We start from the raw sequence: 14205 nt of genomic DNA on the forward strand, positions 1-14205 counted from the left end.
GGATTCCCCGGGCCGCGCCCTTATGGTTGCTGCGTGGTTACGCTGACCTACACCACGGTGAGCGTGACCACCGAGCCTTCCGGAGCATCGGTGTTGGCGGGGTTCTGGTCCCGGACGCTGCCGAAGAACCCCCCAAGAATGTTGTTGACCTCTACCTTGAAGCCCAGCTTCTCGAGCTCTCTCTTGGCTTCCGCTGCCTGCTTGCCGATAAAGCTTGGAACCTTGACCATCTTTGGCCCCTTCGAGACCGTCAACGTCACCGTCCCGCCCTTGATGAGCGTGCCGTTGGCCGGGGCCTGTGAGACCACCGATCCCTTGGGGACGCTCTTGTCGTTGACAGTCTCCGGAGCGATGACAGCCTTCAGCCCGGCATCCTGGATGGCCTTGACGGCCGCGTCCTGCGCCAGCCCACGCACATCAGGGACCGGTATGGGCTGGGGGCCCTTGGAAACCACCAGGGCCACGGGTGTGCCGTGGCGGACTTCCTTGCCTTTGCCGGGGTCCTGGGCGATGACGACCCCCGCCGGCACCTTCTCATCGAACGCCTGGGTGACATTGCCCAGGGCCATTTGTGCTCCATTCAGTGCAGTTTTTGCCTGGTCGAGGGTGCCACCGGTGAGGTCCGGGAGGGGGAACAGCTGGGCTCCCTTGGACACGAAAAGCGTGATGGGCTGAAACTTCCGGACTTCGGCGCCTGATTCCGGTTTGGTGCCCACGGCGAGACCGGCGAGGATGTCGTCGTCGAAAACGTCCTGGGGTTCGGACTGGAAGCCCGCGGTCCGGAGCAGCTGCTGGGCTTCGGCGACCGTCTTGTTCTTGACATCCGGGACGGTTCCCGGCGCGCCCGGTCCCATGCCGAAGAACCAGCCCGCACTGGCCGCCAACAGCGCAAGAATAACGATCACCACGGTCCAAATAAGTCCACGACGACGGGGGTTGCCTTCCCTGAGTGGCCGCACGGGAGTTGCCGCCGCCCGGGCCCGGTCCTTGGCCTGCTGCCGTTCGATCCGCTTCAGGTCCCTTTTGCCGGGTGGCCGCGTGTCCACGCCTGGGGCGTCGGCCGGCGCCCGCAAGGAAGTCCCACCGGCGGCCATGATGGTGGTCGGGTTGCTCTGCTGGGAAATGAACTCCGTGGGTGAAGCGGTGGTCGCTATCGCTTCGGTGGCATTGCTGTAAGGACCTGGAGCAACGATGGCTGCCGTGGGTGCCTGGGAGAGGTTCGTGGTGGCCGGCTGCTGCCGGTGGTCAAGTTGCTCATCGGTGAGCGTCGTGCGGATGTGACGCAGTTCCGTCAGTAAGGCCGAACCATCAACTGGCCGCTTTTCGGCATCGACGGCGGTGCACCACTGAACGAGTTCGTCCAGGTCTTCGGCAAGGCCTGGGACGGCTTCCGAGGGACGGCCAACCGCTGAGTTCACATGTTGGTACGCCACCTGGATGGGGGAATCGCCGCTGTACGGTTGTTTGCCCGTCAGCATTTCGTAGAGCACGATCCCGGCCGAATAGATGTCGCTGCGGGCATCGGCCGGCTGGCCGAGGACGAGCTCGGGAGCCAGGTAGGCCACGGTACCTATCAGCGCTCCGGTGCTGGTGTTTGCCGAAACTGCCCTGGCCAGGCCAAAGTCGCCCACCTTGATCCGGCCATCGTCCGCGATAAGCACGTTCTCAGGTTTGATGTCGCGGTGGATCAGCCCGGAGTTGTGGGCTGCCGCCAGGCCTTCGATCACCGGATCAATGAGAGCCAGAGCCAGGCGTGGCGGAAGCGTTCCATGTTCGTTCAGGACATCCCGGAGGGTGTGTCCTTTCACGTACTCCATGACGAGGTAGGCGATGTGGGCGTCCTCGCCTTGGTCGAGGACGCCCACAATGTGGGGGTGGGAGAGGCTCGCTGCGGCTTTTGCTTCGCGGCTGAGCCGTTCCAGGAACGTCTGGTCATTTGCCAAATGCGGGTGCAGGACCTTGAGGGCCACATCGCGTTCCAAACGCCTGTCCGTGGCCAGATACACGGTGGACATCCCGCCCTTTGCCAAGCGGGAGCGGACCACGTAGCGTCCGTCCACGGTGGTCCCGATGAGGTGGTCCTGCGTTGGTTCTTGCACCCTACGATCCTAATCGAGACTGCGGAAGGGGCCCGAATCCCCACGGGATGCGGGCCCCTTCCGAGGTACGGGACAGGCCTAGCCGAATGTGCGCTGACGTGCCTTGATGGACTCGACGTATCGCTTGGTGTCCTCGTACATGCCGTACTTGCTCACCGAGTACTGGCCTTGGTAGTAGCCGGCGATGGCCGTATCCAGATCCTTGCTCGTGGCCACCAGTGCACGGATGATCGCGACGCCTGCCGTGGCGTTGTCGTAGGGATCCAGCAGGTTCAGCTTGCGCCCGACCAGATCGGAGGCCCACTGGCCCGATGACGGAATGACCTGCATGGTGCCGATGGCGTTGGCCGGGGAAACGGCCCGCTGGTCGAATCCGGACTCCTGTTCCGCAAAGGCCAGTGCCAGCGAGGGGCTGACTCCCATCCGCCGTGCTGTGTCTGCCACGATGCTTTTCATTTCAGCGCGGCTCGGTACAGGGGAGGCGTTGAGCAGTGCCTTGTTTTCATTGGCCGAGCTGACAACGGCCGGGGGATAGGTGAAGCCAAGGAAGGTGCTGGGAACCAGAGGCGTTGTGTCGCCTGCAGGCTGCAGGCTGTTACCCGGGATGCTCAGTTTCTGGCCCGGGTAGATGACCGTGCTTGCGGTCACGTTATTGGCCGACATGAGCGCGGACAGCGGGACGCCCAACCGCGAGGCGATGGAACTGAGGGTGTCGCCGGCCTTGATGGTGTAGGAGCCCGTGCTCGCCAGGGGAGCAGGCGCGGGTACCGGTGCCGGGGCAGGAGTTGCTGGCGCTGACGGAGCTGATCCGCCGCTGACCTTGATCTTCTGGCCGGGGTAGATGATGGAGCTTCCGTTGAGGTTGTTCCAGCTGAAAATGCTCGACAAAGGAACCCCGTGCTTGGCCGCGATGCCGCCGAGCGTATCTCCGGAGACCACGGTGTACACGGTGGCGGTGCTGGTGGAGCCGGATGCGGCCGGGGCGCTGGGGGCGGGGGCCGCAGGTGCCGTGCCGCTGAGCTTGATGCTCTGCCCGGGATATATGAGCGTCGTGGGGGTCAGGTTGTTCAGCTGGAGTACTGCGGAAGTATCCAGGTTGAACCGTCGGGCGATCGCACTGATGGTGTCGCCGCGGACAACGGTGTAGCTGGCCGGTACCGCAGGTGCCATGGGGCGGAGTGCCGCGGGAAGGGTAGCGGGAACCGCCTGCGCGGGGATCACGGTACCCGCTGTGGCAGCCTGGGCCTCAATGGCAGCAACCAGGGTGGCGGGAAGCTTCCGGGGTTGGGGTGCGGGCGCTGCGACGGACGGTTGAGCCAGCGCGAGCGACGACAAAACCACGGCGGGAAGCGCAGCCGTGGTTGCCGCGATAACGGGCATGCTCATGGTTCGTTTCGGCGAGCGGGTCGTCGTCATGAAAGAGTCCTCATCTCAAACAGCGGGGTTGATTGTTAACGCTGTTGTCAGTGTTGCCAATGTTACTGATGTTATCAATGGTGCAAGTGTGATCAGTGTGAATCTCTCACACTTATTGACCCGGCACAACAAATCCAGTCAAGGAAGATTGCTGAAACCATTTATTGATGCCGGAATTGGGGGATCCGGGCGCGTTCGGATCGGGCCTTTGGATGCCCGGCTAGGCGAGGGGCGGGGCGGCGTGGCAACCTTGATCCGTGAGTAATGTAGAAAGCCTTGTTTCCGAGTGGTTGCCGCTTCCGGATGTCGCCGAGCTGCTGGACGTTTCCATCACCAAAGTCCACGGACTGTTGGATGAGCGTGCGATTGTCGCCATCAGGCAGGGGGAACGGAATATCCGCTCCGTCCCCGCCCTGTTTATACAAGACGGGCACGTTGTCGACAGTCTTAAGGGCACCATCGCGGTGCTCAGCGACGCCGGCTATAGCGACGAAGAATTGATCATCTGGCTCTTTACTCCCGATGAATCGCTGCGCGGCCGTCCCATCGACGCCCTGCGTGAGGGACGCAAAACAGAGATCAGGCGCCGCGCACAGTCTCTGGCCTGGTAATTGCGTCTGCGCATTTCAGGAAAAACAAAGACATAAAACGACGACGACGGCGGTCCCCAACCGCCGTCGTCGTCATGTCATCGCCTCATTGGCGCCGCCCGGCAGATGCCGGCTTCCGTGTCAGGCCGCGCGGCTGACTGCCGCTTCAGCGAGCTGTCCCAGTGCCAAAAGCGGAACCTCATCCAAGGGCAACCGTTCCAGTGCTTCAAAGGCATCCGCGCTCAGTTGTGCAATCAGGGCTTCGGTAGCGTCCAGAGCGCCGCACTCGACCATCAGGCGACGAATCAGCTCGACGTCGTCCGCACCGAGATCCGGGTTGCCCAGCATGCGGTCAAGAAAAGCGGCGTCGGCCGCCGGGGCCTGGTTCAGGGCAAAGCCCACGAGCACTGTGCGTTTGCCTTCACGCAAGTCATCGCCTGCCGGTTTGCCGGTGGTGGCAGGGTCCCCGAAGACGCCGAGGACGTCGTCGCGCATCTGGAAGGCCTCACCGAGGGGCAGCGAAAAGCTCGAGTAGGCCTCGAGCAGATCGCTGGGAGCGCCGGCCAGAGCGCCGCCCAATGCGAGCGGATGCTCTGTGGAGTACTTGGCAGACTTGTAGCGAATGATGGACCTGGCCCTGTCCACGGAGCCGGCGTGGTCACGGACCGGGCCAGCCACCTCTTCAAGGATGTCGAGGTATTGACCGGCCATGACCTCAGCCCGCATCACGTTGAAGATCCGGCGGGCCGGGCTGCCCGAGGCTGCGCGGGATCCGATGTCGGTGAACGCTTCTTCGCTGAACGAGAGGCAGAGATCACCGGTCAAGATGGCTGCGGCGTCGCCAAAGTGTTCGCTGTCCAGGGCCCACCCGTTCGCTTCATGGAGTTGGCTGAACCGCTTGTGCACGCTTGGACCGCCCCGACGCGTATCGGAGCGGTCGATGATGTCATCATGGATCAGGGCTGCTGCCTGGAAGAGTTCCAGGGCGCAACCGGCGGTGACGATGTCGGCATCGTCAGCGAGCCCGCCGGCACCGCGCCAGCCCCAATAGCACATCAGTGCCCTCAGCCTTTTGCCGCCTGTGACCAGCGTCGATATCGAGCCGATGAGTGGGGCGACGTCCGGCGAAACCGTCGCCATGACGTCCCGCTGCTCCGAAAGGAATCCGTGGAGCTTGGCTGAGACGCCATCGATGAAATGGGCCTGCTCGGCGGCCGCGGGGGAGTTAAGCGTCACTTGATGGACCCGGCCGCCACGTTGGCGCCGATGGTGAAGGTGGACACGCCTTCCTTCTGCGTGATGGAGACGTTCACTGTCTCCCCGTCACCGCGGACGAAGTCCAAGGACGTGACATTGCCCACCGCCTCGGGCCCGGGGACAAGCTTGAATCCCTGGGCTTCAAGCGAGGATTTGTAGTAGTCCACGACGCCCTGCGGGGGCGCTTTGATTGCCCCGACAAGTGCCACTGTCGCGAGGGAGGCATTCTTGTCGAAGCTGCTGGACCGCACCGAGGTCTTGGGCATGACAGGAATAAGCTGCTCGGGAAATCCGGGAACCAGTGCATTGACCGTGGCCGTCGCATTCGGGTCCGGGGTGCTGGATTCGGTGAACCCGGTGGTCTCGGGGGAGGGGGTGGCACTGGCCGAGGATGCACCAGCGGACGGTGACGGGGCAGACGTCGACGAGGAAGCGCCGGTGGGCGATGGTGCGGCCGAACTGCCGGGTGATGGCGTGCATGCGGAGGCCGCCACTGCGACACTGACTGCGAGCAGGGCAAACCCTCGCGACTGAGGAGTTCCAAAGAGCTTCACAGGGTATCCTTCCTGGGGCTGAGCCGGACATTGCCTCCAGTTTAGTCAGTGCCCGGGCATAGTATTGCCGTTGTGAGGCAGGAAGCACCCGGCGGCGAGTCAAGCGCCGGCAAGAGTCCAGCCCGCAGTGCTGGAGATGCCCTGCGGGAATTGCGGCGAACCAGCATTCTGCACGTGGACATGGACGCGTTCTTCGTTTCCGTGGAACTCCGGAGCAGGCCCGAGTTGCGCGGCAAGCCCGTGATCGTTGGATTCCCCGCAGAGCGGTCTGTGGTTCTGTCCGCTTCCTATGAAGCCCGTGCCACCGGGGTCAAGTCCGCCATGCCGATGTCCATTGCGATGCGGCGGTGCCCTGCCGCGGTGATAATCAATCCCCGCCACACTGTGTACTACGAGGTCTCAGCGCAGCTGATGGAGATCTTTGCCTCCATCACGGACTTGGTGGAGCCGCTGAGCGTGGATGAAGCGTTCCTGGACGTAGGCGGGGCCATCCGCCGACTGGGGTCACCGTTGGACATTGGCCACCTGATTAGGCGACGGGTGCATTCGGAGCTCGGGATTACGGCTTCGGTGGGAATCGCTGGCAGCAAATTCGTGGCCAAGATCGCCTCCACCCGGTGCAAGCCCGATGGCATCCTGCAGATCGACGCCGACGATACCCTTGCGTACCTTCATAGCCTTCCCGTCAGTGCGCTGTGGGGCGTGGGCGGCAAGACCGGTGAGGTTCTGGCGCGTATGGGGATCCGAACGGTCGCCGACGTCGCTGCGACCCCTCTGTCCTCCCTGAAGAAGGTTCTTGGTGCAAGTGGCGAGCACGTGTACAGGCTCTCCATGGGTGTCGATCCCCGGCCGGTAACGCCCACCAGGCTTGAGAAGAGCATTGGTGCTGAAGAAACCTTTTCTGTTGACACGGCCGATGATGCCTTGCTGCACAGGGAGTTGCTGAGGTTGTCCCACCGCACCGCCAGCCGGCTTCGGAACTCCGGAATGCTTGCCCGGACGGTTGCCTTGAAACTGCGCTACGCCGATTTCTCCACGGTCTCCCGAAGCCGCACCCTGCACACACCCGTCGACAGTGCCCAATTGATCTACCAGGTGGCCGTGCAGCTTCTTGAGTCCTTGGGGTCCCGCGCAATGAGCGTCCGGCTGGTGGGTGTCAGGGCCGAGCAACTCGAACCGGCTGGCCAGACGTCGATGCAATTGAGCCTGGACCGCCGGGATGACAACTGGCGTGCCGCCGAGCAGGCCTTGGACAGGGTTTCGCAGCGGTTTGGGTCCAAGACGCTGCTTCCTGCCCGACTGCTGGAGCCAGGCAAGCCTGCCTCTGATCGTTGACCCCTGTGACCTTGGTCCCGCATGGTCCCGGGCGTCTTTCAGAACGGCCGTGGACAAACTATCCTATTTATTACAGAGATTTAGATCGTCTGGACAAACTGTTTCCTGAACAGTCGGCCCCGGGATGCCCACTGAACCAAGAGGGTATTTTGGGAACGGAATTCTTGGTCCGATCGTTGGGTAAGCAGACGCACAGGACGCGTTGTGTCCAGACGCTGGCTGACTAAAGGAGGTCGCGATGCCCCTCTCGGAGCACGAACAGAAGCTGCTTGAGCAACTTGAAAAGCAACTTCACGAGGACGATCCGAAGTTTGCCAACACCATGGGTTCGGATCCCATCCGCAGCTGGTCAACCCGGCATGTCATCATTGGCGTCCTTGGCGCGATTGCCGGCATTCTTCTCCTGCTCGTCGGCGTTTCGCTGCAGGCGATTCCAGTGGGTGTCCTCGGCTTCGTTGTCATGGGTGCTGGTGTGTACTTCGCTACGTTGCGTGGATCAGCTTTCGGAAAGGCCGGCAAGGGAAAACCTGCGAAGTCCAAGCCCAAGAGCACTTTCATGAGCAGCCTCGAAGAGCGCTGGGATGAACGGCGCCGCGACGACCACTGACGCAGCTGAGCGTCCCTGACGGGGCACAGGGCGCAGCGTGTATTGTCAACCCGAATTCGGCATGCCCTGAGATTCTTCCTGGAGAGCCAGTCTCTTCAGCATTGCCATCCAGAACAGTGATCTCATGAAACACTGACCTCTTAGAACACTGACCTCTCATACAAAGGACCCGTTCATCCGCGGGTCCTTTTGCTGTTAAGCGGCAGGACTCCTATCCCTCCATTTCCCACCACCCCCTCCACTTTCCTCCCGTGAGGCAGCGATCGCGGCTCCCGAGTGCTCCCAGGACCCTTTTCCCGTCGGGAAGCGACGGTGGGCTGGCCGCCGACCCTCGGGTGGCCTCCACATCGCTCCACCCCCGCAGATCCGCGCCAGTCCGCCCTTGCGGAATGTCAATGTGGTGGAGAAACGCCGATGTCTGCGTTGACTGTGGGGCGTTGTGGAGTAAAGTGGAGCACATAAGAGGGTAGTGGCAGTGTTGGGTATGTGCGGGCACCTTGACTGAGGGGCGGTGGGGCCAGTGTTTCTGGGCACTCACTCACCTCGTCTGGATGAAAAGGGCCGAATCATACTTCCCGCCAAGTTCCGCGAGGAACTGGCAGAGGGGCTGGTTCTCACAAGGGGCCAGGAGCGCTGCATCTACGTCTTCAGCCAGAAGGAATTCGAACGTATCCACGAGTCGATGCGGGAGGCGCCTTTGTCCTCCAAGCAGGCACGTGACTACATCCGGGTCTTTCTGTCCGGAGCCTCGGATGAAGTACCTGACAAGCAGGGGCGCGTGACAATTCCGCCGGCGCTCCGTGCATACGCAGGCTTGGGGCGGGAACTGGCCGTGATTGGTGCCGGAACCCGGGCCGAGATCTGGGATGCCGAAGCTTGGAACGAGTACCTCAACGAGAAGGAAGCAGCCTTCTCGGAAACGGATGACGACAATCTGCCCGGGTTCATCTAACCGGTCAGTGGAAGCAGTACCGCTTCTTGAATGGGATCTCCAGCCGCCCATCGAACAGTCTTCCTGGCTCAACTTCCCCTGAGCCAGGCCGGCCGGACGATAGGCGCGGATGGGGATCCGATTCAAGAATCACCATGCACGTAACTGAGGAAAGAGGAGGCAGCGTGGAAGAGCAGGACGCGGCAAAGCCCACATCTGAGCGTCACGTGCCCGTCCTGAAAGACCGCTGCATCAACCTGCTCGCTCCCGGCTTTGAAGCCGCACGGAGTCGGGGAGAAACTCCCGTTGCCATTGATGCGACCCTCGGCATGGGAGGGCACTCCGAAGCGATGCTGCAGCGCTTCCCCGATCTTCACTTGGTCGGCATCGACCGGGATGAGGAAGCATTGTCGCTGGCCGGCGCCCGTTTGGATCCCTTTTCACAGCGTACGGACCTGGTTCACGCCGTGTATGACGAAATCGAGGACGTGCTGGATGACCTCGGCATCCCGCAGGTCCATGGAATCCTGATGGACCTCGGGGTTTCTTCCTTGCAGCTGGACGAACGCGAACGTGGTTTCGCCTACTCCTACGATGCTCCTCTGGACATGCGCATGGATACGAGCCGTGGGCAGACTGCTGCCGACGTCGTGAACACGTACAGCGAGGAAGACCTGGTCCGCATCATCCGCAAATGGGGTGAGGAAAAGTTCGCCGGACGTATCGCCAACAGGATCGTCAACGCCAGGGTTGAGAAGCCCTTTGCGACAACCGGTGAACTGGTGGAGCAGATCCGGAGCGTGGTCCCGGCGGCTGCGGCAAAGAGCGGGGGACACCCGGCCAAGCGGACTTTCCAGGCGTTGCGCATCGAGGTCAACGAAGAACTCGATGTCCTGGAGCGCGCAGTTCCGGCCGCCGTAGCCTCTACGGCCCTGGGCGGACGCGTCGTGGTCATGTCATACCACTCCCTGGAAGACAAGATCGTGAAATCCGTGTTCCAAAAAGGCTCCAAATCCTCAGCCCCGCTCGGGTTCCCCGTGGAGCTCGAAGAACACAAACCTGAATTGAAGACCATCACCAAAGGAACGGAAGTGCCCACGGCGGCCGAAATCGCCGAGAATCCCCGGGCAGCCTCTGCACGCCTGAGGGCCGTCGAACGCATCAAACCGAGGAGAGACGCATGAGCAACGCCGCAGCGAGGACTTTGCCCTCCGTGGTGGGCAACACCGCCCGCGCCCTTCCGACTCCCGCTGGCAAACCTGATGGTGCCCGCAGGACCCGCACGCCGCTCTCGCTGGTACGCAGCGCCCCGGGCCGGCGCAGGACCCCCTTCGTGGTTCTGTGCTTCGTCGCCATGGCCGCGGCGCTCCTGACCGTCCTTGTCCTGAACATCTCCGTGTCCACGGCGCAGTACCAGTTGGTGCAGCTCAAAGCGCAGGCTGCCACGCTCAACAAGGAAAACCAGGACCTGACACAGAAGAAGCAGAACTACGAAGCTCCCCAGAATCTGGCAGCCAAGGCTACAGAATTGGGAATGGTACCTTCCACCGTCAAAGGCCAGATTGACCTGAACACGATGACAGTGACCGGTAAGGCCACTCCCGCAGTCAAGGGCGAGAACCCTGGTGCTGTTCTTGCTCCGCCCGCCGTGGGAGGTGTCCTTGATGTCGTTCCTTCGGTGACTACCAAGGATCCGCTGGAGAACCTCAAGCCAGTTACACCCGCAGCGCCGGCAGCACAGGCAACCCCGCCTGCTGCTCCCGCTTCTCCGGCAGCGACACCGCCGGTGGATCTTCATGGAGGGTCGGTCCCGGCCCCGCAGCAGAAGACACCCGGGCAATAGTCCATCCGTCCACTGAACCAAGGCCAGCAGCAAGGAATAGACGTGGCTCAGAACCCCGGCACATCGAAAAAAACGAAGACGCCGGTGGCACGTAGGCGGCTGCGTGTTGGGCTCGGCATCATGCTGAGCCTCCTGCTGGTGGTGGGTGGCAAGTTGTTCATGGTGCAGGGCCTGGACATGGGTGGGATGGCCGAGGCTGCCCTTGCCAAGCGGCTGACCCCGCAGATCCTCCCCGCCGAGCGCGGCCAGATCCTGGATGCCAACGGCACCGTCCTGGCAAGCAGTGTCATCAGGTACAACATCGTGGTCGACCAGACCGTCAACACCAACACAGCGACATTCCACCGGTACAACGAGAAAACTGAAAAGCTCGACGAGATCACCCGGGACCAGGGCATCACGGATCTTGCTGCCCTCCTGGGGAGCGATGTCTCCAAGATGCGCGAGTCCCTGACGGGGGACAAGCGCTATTTCGTCGTTGCCAAGGACATCAAGCCTGAGCTGGAAGACCGCATCACCAAGCTGTACATCCCCGGGCTCAGCGCCGAAGGCGTGAGCAAGCGGGTGTACCCGAACGGCAGTGTGGCCGGCGGGGTGATTGGTTTCCTGAAGGATGGAACTACGGGCCAGGCCGGTATTGAGCAAACCCAGGACGAAGTTCTTCGCGGCACCGAAGGCAAGCGTGTTTTCGAGATCGGCGCAGATGGTCTCCGCATCCCCGTGGCCACGGACGAGCTGACGCCGGCGGTAGACGGCAGCGACGTCAAGTTGACCATCAACACGGACATCCAGTACTTCGCGCAACAGGCAATCCAGAGCCAGGTCAACAAGATGAACGCCGAGTGGGGTTCCATCGTCGTGATGGACGTCAAGACCGGCAACCTCATCGCTGTGGCCGATACCAACGCCCCTGACCCCAACGATCCCGGCAAGGTTGACGCCAAGGACCGTGGCGTCCGTTCAGTGACCGCAGCCTACGAGCCCGGATCGGTTCAGAAAATGATCACGGCTGCGGCGGCCATCGAGGAAGGCAAGTCCTTCCCGCTGGACCACTTCACCATCCCGTCTGCCTACACGATTGACGGCCAGACATTCACGGACGCTTTCGAACACGGCACCGAAGAACGCACCCTTGCGGGCATCCTTGGCTGGTCCATGAATACCGGCACGGTGATGGTCGGCAGCCGCCTGAGCAAAGAGCAACGGTATGACTGGCTGAAAAAATTCGGCATCGGTGAGAAGCCGGACATTGGTCTCCCGGGCGAAGCAACGGGTATCCTCGCTACGCCCGACCAGTGGGATGAACGCCAGCAGTACACGGTGCTGTTCGGACAGGGAGTCTCGCAGTCGACGCTCCAGACAGTCCGGGCTTTCCAAAGCATCGCCAACAACGGTGTGATGCTGCAGCCCCGGTTGATTGACGGGTACATCCATCCGGACGGCCAAGAGCAAAAAGCCCCTGCCAAGGATTCCCGCCAGGTGGTCTCCAAAGAGACAGCCCAGCAGGTCCGCGACATCCTGGAAAGCGCGGTGACCGAGGGGCAGATCAAGGACGCTGCGATTGACGGATACCGGGTTGGGGCCAAGACCGGTACATCGCAGGCACCCCGGGAAGACGGACTCCCGGGATTCGACGGCTACACGGCATCGATGGTGGGTATGGCTCCCATGGATGACCCCCGCTTCGTCGTGGAAGTAGTCCTGCAGCGGCCCAAGGGAAATATCTACGGAATCACCAATGGGCCGGTATTCCGCTCAGTGATGTCACAGGTCCTTAGGACCTACAACGTGGCTCCTTCCACAGGAACTCCCGCGCGGCTGCCCCAGTTCGTCAAGTAAGCTTTTTGGGCGTCTGTTTCAGGCACCATTCGATCCACAACTACGGCCCGGGCGCCGCTGGCCCTGGGCCGGTCGTTCCACGAGCACCAACGGAGAACTACGTGTCAGAGCACAACGAGCCAGCTTCCAATACTGCGACGCCGGACACCGGACGGTCAGGCTTCCGTCCCGCGTCGGTGGCTGCGGTGCCCTTGGCCTCCATTGCCGGTGCGCTGGGAGTCGCCGCTCCTGAGGGCAGCTTGGACATCGGCGTCACAGGCATCACGCTGAATTCCCGCGCTGTGGAAGCGGGCGACCTCTACCTGGCCTTGCCGGGCGCGACCCGGCACGGCGCCGATTTCGTTCCCCAGGCCATCGACGCCGGTGCCGTCGCCGTGGTGACGGACGACGCCGGTGCGCGCCAGCTTGCGCTGGCAGCCGAACAACCCGTCCCGGTCATCATCGTCGAGGAGCCGCGGGCCGCCGTCGGACCTTTGGCTGCCCTGATCTACCGCAGCCAGCCGGCGGACGCAGCCTTCCCGTCGTTGTTCGGTGTCACCGGAACCAACGGCAAGACCACCACCACCTACTTCATCAACTCCCTGTTGCGCGCGTTGGGCAGGCGTCCCGGACTGATCGGGACCATCGAAATCGTGGCCGGGGGAGAGCCCATTCCGAGCCTGCTGACCACCCCTGAGTCCACGGACGTCCATGCGCTGCTGGCGTTGATGCGTGAGCGGGGACTGGATGCCGCCTCCATGGAGGTCTCTTCGCATGCGATCTCGTACCGCCGGGTGGACGCCGTCATGTTCGAAGTAGCTGGATTCACCAACCTGACCCAGGACCATTTGGACCTCCACGGCAGCATGGAGGAGTACTTCAACACCAAGGCCGAACTTTTCACGGCCGCCCGTGCACGCCAGGCTGTTGTCACCGTGGACGACGAATGGGGCCGGAGGCTTGCCGGGCAGGCCGACATCCCCGTGACTACTCTTTCGGCTACAAGCGGTGACGCTGACTGGCGCGTCTCCTCCGTCAACCCGCGCGGTCTCGGATCGGAATTCGAGCTCAAGCACCGGGATGGCCGGGCCCTGCGCGTCCACACGGGCTTGCCGGGGGACTTTAACGTGGCCAACGCCGCGCTGGCCACCCTCATGGTCCTTGCCTCCGGCGTGGAGGAAGCACACCTCCAGGAAGCCCTCGACGCCCATGATCCCTTTACCGTAGCGGTTCCCGGGCGCATGCAGCTCGTCTCTACGGAGCCTGCTTCAGTGGTTGACTTTGCGCACAATCCGGACGCCCTGGCCCGTGCCCTGACAGCCGTCCGCTCGCCTGAGCCAGGTTCGCGGGTCATCGTTGTCTTCGGTGCGACCGGCCAACGAGACCAGGGCAAGCGGCCCACCATGGGAGCCATTGCCGCCCGGCTCGCGGACGTGGTCATCGTCAGCGATGACGACCCCCACGACGAGGACGCAGCGGCGATCCGCGCGGAAGTCCTGGCGGGCGCCTACGCGGCCCGCGAGGAAGAAAACCTGGATTGCGAAATCGTCGAATCCTACCCGCGCGATGCTGCCATCCGCCGTGCCGTGGAGGCGGCCACGGCAAAGGACACCATCCTCATTGCCGGACGTGGCCACGAGGTCTGGCAGGAAGTGAAGGGCGTGAACCTTGCCTTGGACGACAGGGTGGAACTGAGGGCTGCCTTGACATCCAGGGGATTCAGCGTTTCATCGGACCAGCGGATAGAGTCCTAAA

The 14205-nt window shown here is 62.7% G+C and carries 13 protein-coding genes; 9 read left to right on the top strand and 4 right to left on the bottom strand.

The window, feature by feature from the left end; genetic code table 11:
- Nucleotides 1-47 precede the first annotated feature (47 nt).
- Both pknB and ACFVSI_RS00010 read right to left on the bottom strand, forming a co-directional pair.
- Nucleotides 48-2099 carry a Stk1 family PASTA domain-containing Ser/Thr kinase gene (pknB, locus tag ACFVSI_RS00005; RefSeq protein WP_387818939.1) on the bottom strand — a complete coding sequence of 684 codons (2052 nt, stop codon included), beginning with the start codon at nt 2097-2099 and terminating at the stop codon, nt 48-50.
- Nucleotides 2100-2177: 78 nt separating this feature from the next.
- On the bottom strand, nt 2178-3515 hold the full coding sequence (locus ACFVSI_RS00010; RefSeq protein WP_387818940.1) for a LysM peptidoglycan-binding domain-containing protein: 1338 nt from the start codon (nt 3513-3515) through the stop codon (nt 2178-2180).
- Nucleotides 3516-3772: 257 nt separating this feature from the next.
- On the opposite strand from ACFVSI_RS00010, the gene ACFVSI_RS00015 reads away from it, so the two are divergent.
- Nucleotides 3773-4126, top strand: coding sequence for an Rv2175c family DNA-binding protein (locus ACFVSI_RS00015; RefSeq protein WP_387818941.1), 354 nt, complete (start codon nt 3773-3775; stop codon nt 4124-4126).
- Nucleotides 4127-4246: 120 nt separating this feature from the next.
- On the opposite strand, the gene ACFVSI_RS00020 is transcribed toward ACFVSI_RS00015, so the two are convergent.
- On the bottom strand, nt 4247-5341 hold the full coding sequence (locus tag ACFVSI_RS00020) for a polyprenyl synthetase family protein (protein ID WP_387818942.1): 1095 nt from the start codon (nt 5339-5341) through the stop codon (nt 4247-4249).
- Nucleotides 5338-5628: a hypothetical protein gene (locus ACFVSI_RS00025; protein WP_387818943.1), complete on the bottom strand. Its 291-nt coding sequence runs from the start codon at nt 5626-5628 to the stop codon at nt 5338-5340. Before ACFVSI_RS00025 ends, ACFVSI_RS00020 begins: the two co-directional genes overlap by 4 nt.
- Here ACFVSI_RS00025 and ACFVSI_RS00030 point away from each other — a divergent pair.
- The 8 genes from ACFVSI_RS00030 to ACFVSI_RS00065 all read left to right on the top strand — a co-directional run bounded on the left by ACFVSI_RS00030 (nt 5627) and on the right by ACFVSI_RS00065 (nt 14204).
- Entirely contained in the window at nt 5627-5896 is a 270-nt protein-coding gene (locus ACFVSI_RS00030) for a hypothetical protein (RefSeq protein ID WP_387818944.1), read from the top strand. The genes ACFVSI_RS00025 and ACFVSI_RS00030 overlap by 2 nt on opposite strands.
- A 92-nt stretch (nt 5897-5988) precedes the next feature.
- Nucleotides 5989-7251 (top strand): DNA polymerase IV, encoded by a 1263-nt coding sequence (gene dinB, locus ACFVSI_RS00035; RefSeq protein ID WP_387818945.1) that lies wholly within the window; start codon nt 5989-5991, stop codon nt 7249-7251.
- Between the two features lie 238 nt (nt 7252-7489).
- Nucleotides 7490-7858, top strand: coding sequence for a DUF3040 domain-containing protein (locus tag ACFVSI_RS00040; protein WP_387818946.1), 369 nt, complete (start codon nt 7490-7492; stop codon nt 7856-7858).
- Between the two features lie 520 nt (nt 7859-8378).
- Nucleotides 8379-8810, top strand: coding sequence for a division/cell wall cluster transcriptional repressor MraZ (gene mraZ / locus ACFVSI_RS00045; protein ID WP_026542500.1), 432 nt, complete (start codon nt 8379-8381; stop codon nt 8808-8810).
- Between the two features lie 134 nt (nt 8811-8944).
- Nucleotides 8945-9973 carry a 16S rRNA (cytosine(1402)-N(4))-methyltransferase RsmH gene (rsmH, locus tag ACFVSI_RS00050; protein ID WP_387818947.1) on the top strand — a complete coding sequence of 343 codons (1029 nt, stop codon included), beginning with the start codon at nt 8945-8947 and terminating at the stop codon, nt 9971-9973.
- Nucleotides 9970-10632 carry a hypothetical protein gene (locus tag ACFVSI_RS00055; RefSeq protein ID WP_387818948.1) on the top strand — a complete coding sequence of 221 codons (663 nt, stop codon included), beginning with the start codon at nt 9970-9972 and terminating at the stop codon, nt 10630-10632. The genes rsmH and ACFVSI_RS00055 overlap by 4 nt, the downstream gene beginning before the upstream one ends.
- Nucleotides 10633-10674: 42 nt before the next feature.
- Nucleotides 10675-12471, top strand: a complete 1797-nt coding sequence (locus tag ACFVSI_RS00060; protein ID WP_387818949.1) for a peptidoglycan D,D-transpeptidase FtsI family protein — start codon at nt 10675-10677, stop codon at nt 12469-12471.
- Nucleotides 12472-12572: 101 nt separating this feature from the next.
- On the top strand, nt 12573-14204 hold the full coding sequence (locus tag ACFVSI_RS00065) for a UDP-N-acetylmuramoyl-L-alanyl-D-glutamate--2,6-diaminopimelate ligase (protein ID WP_387818950.1): 1632 nt from the start codon (nt 12573-12575) through the stop codon (nt 14202-14204).
- The last annotated feature ends 1 nt before the right edge of the window (nt 14205 follow it).

This window comes from Paenarthrobacter sp. NPDC057981, assembly GCF_042886835.1.
GTDB lineage: Bacteria > Actinomycetota > Actinomycetes > Actinomycetales > Micrococcaceae > Arthrobacter.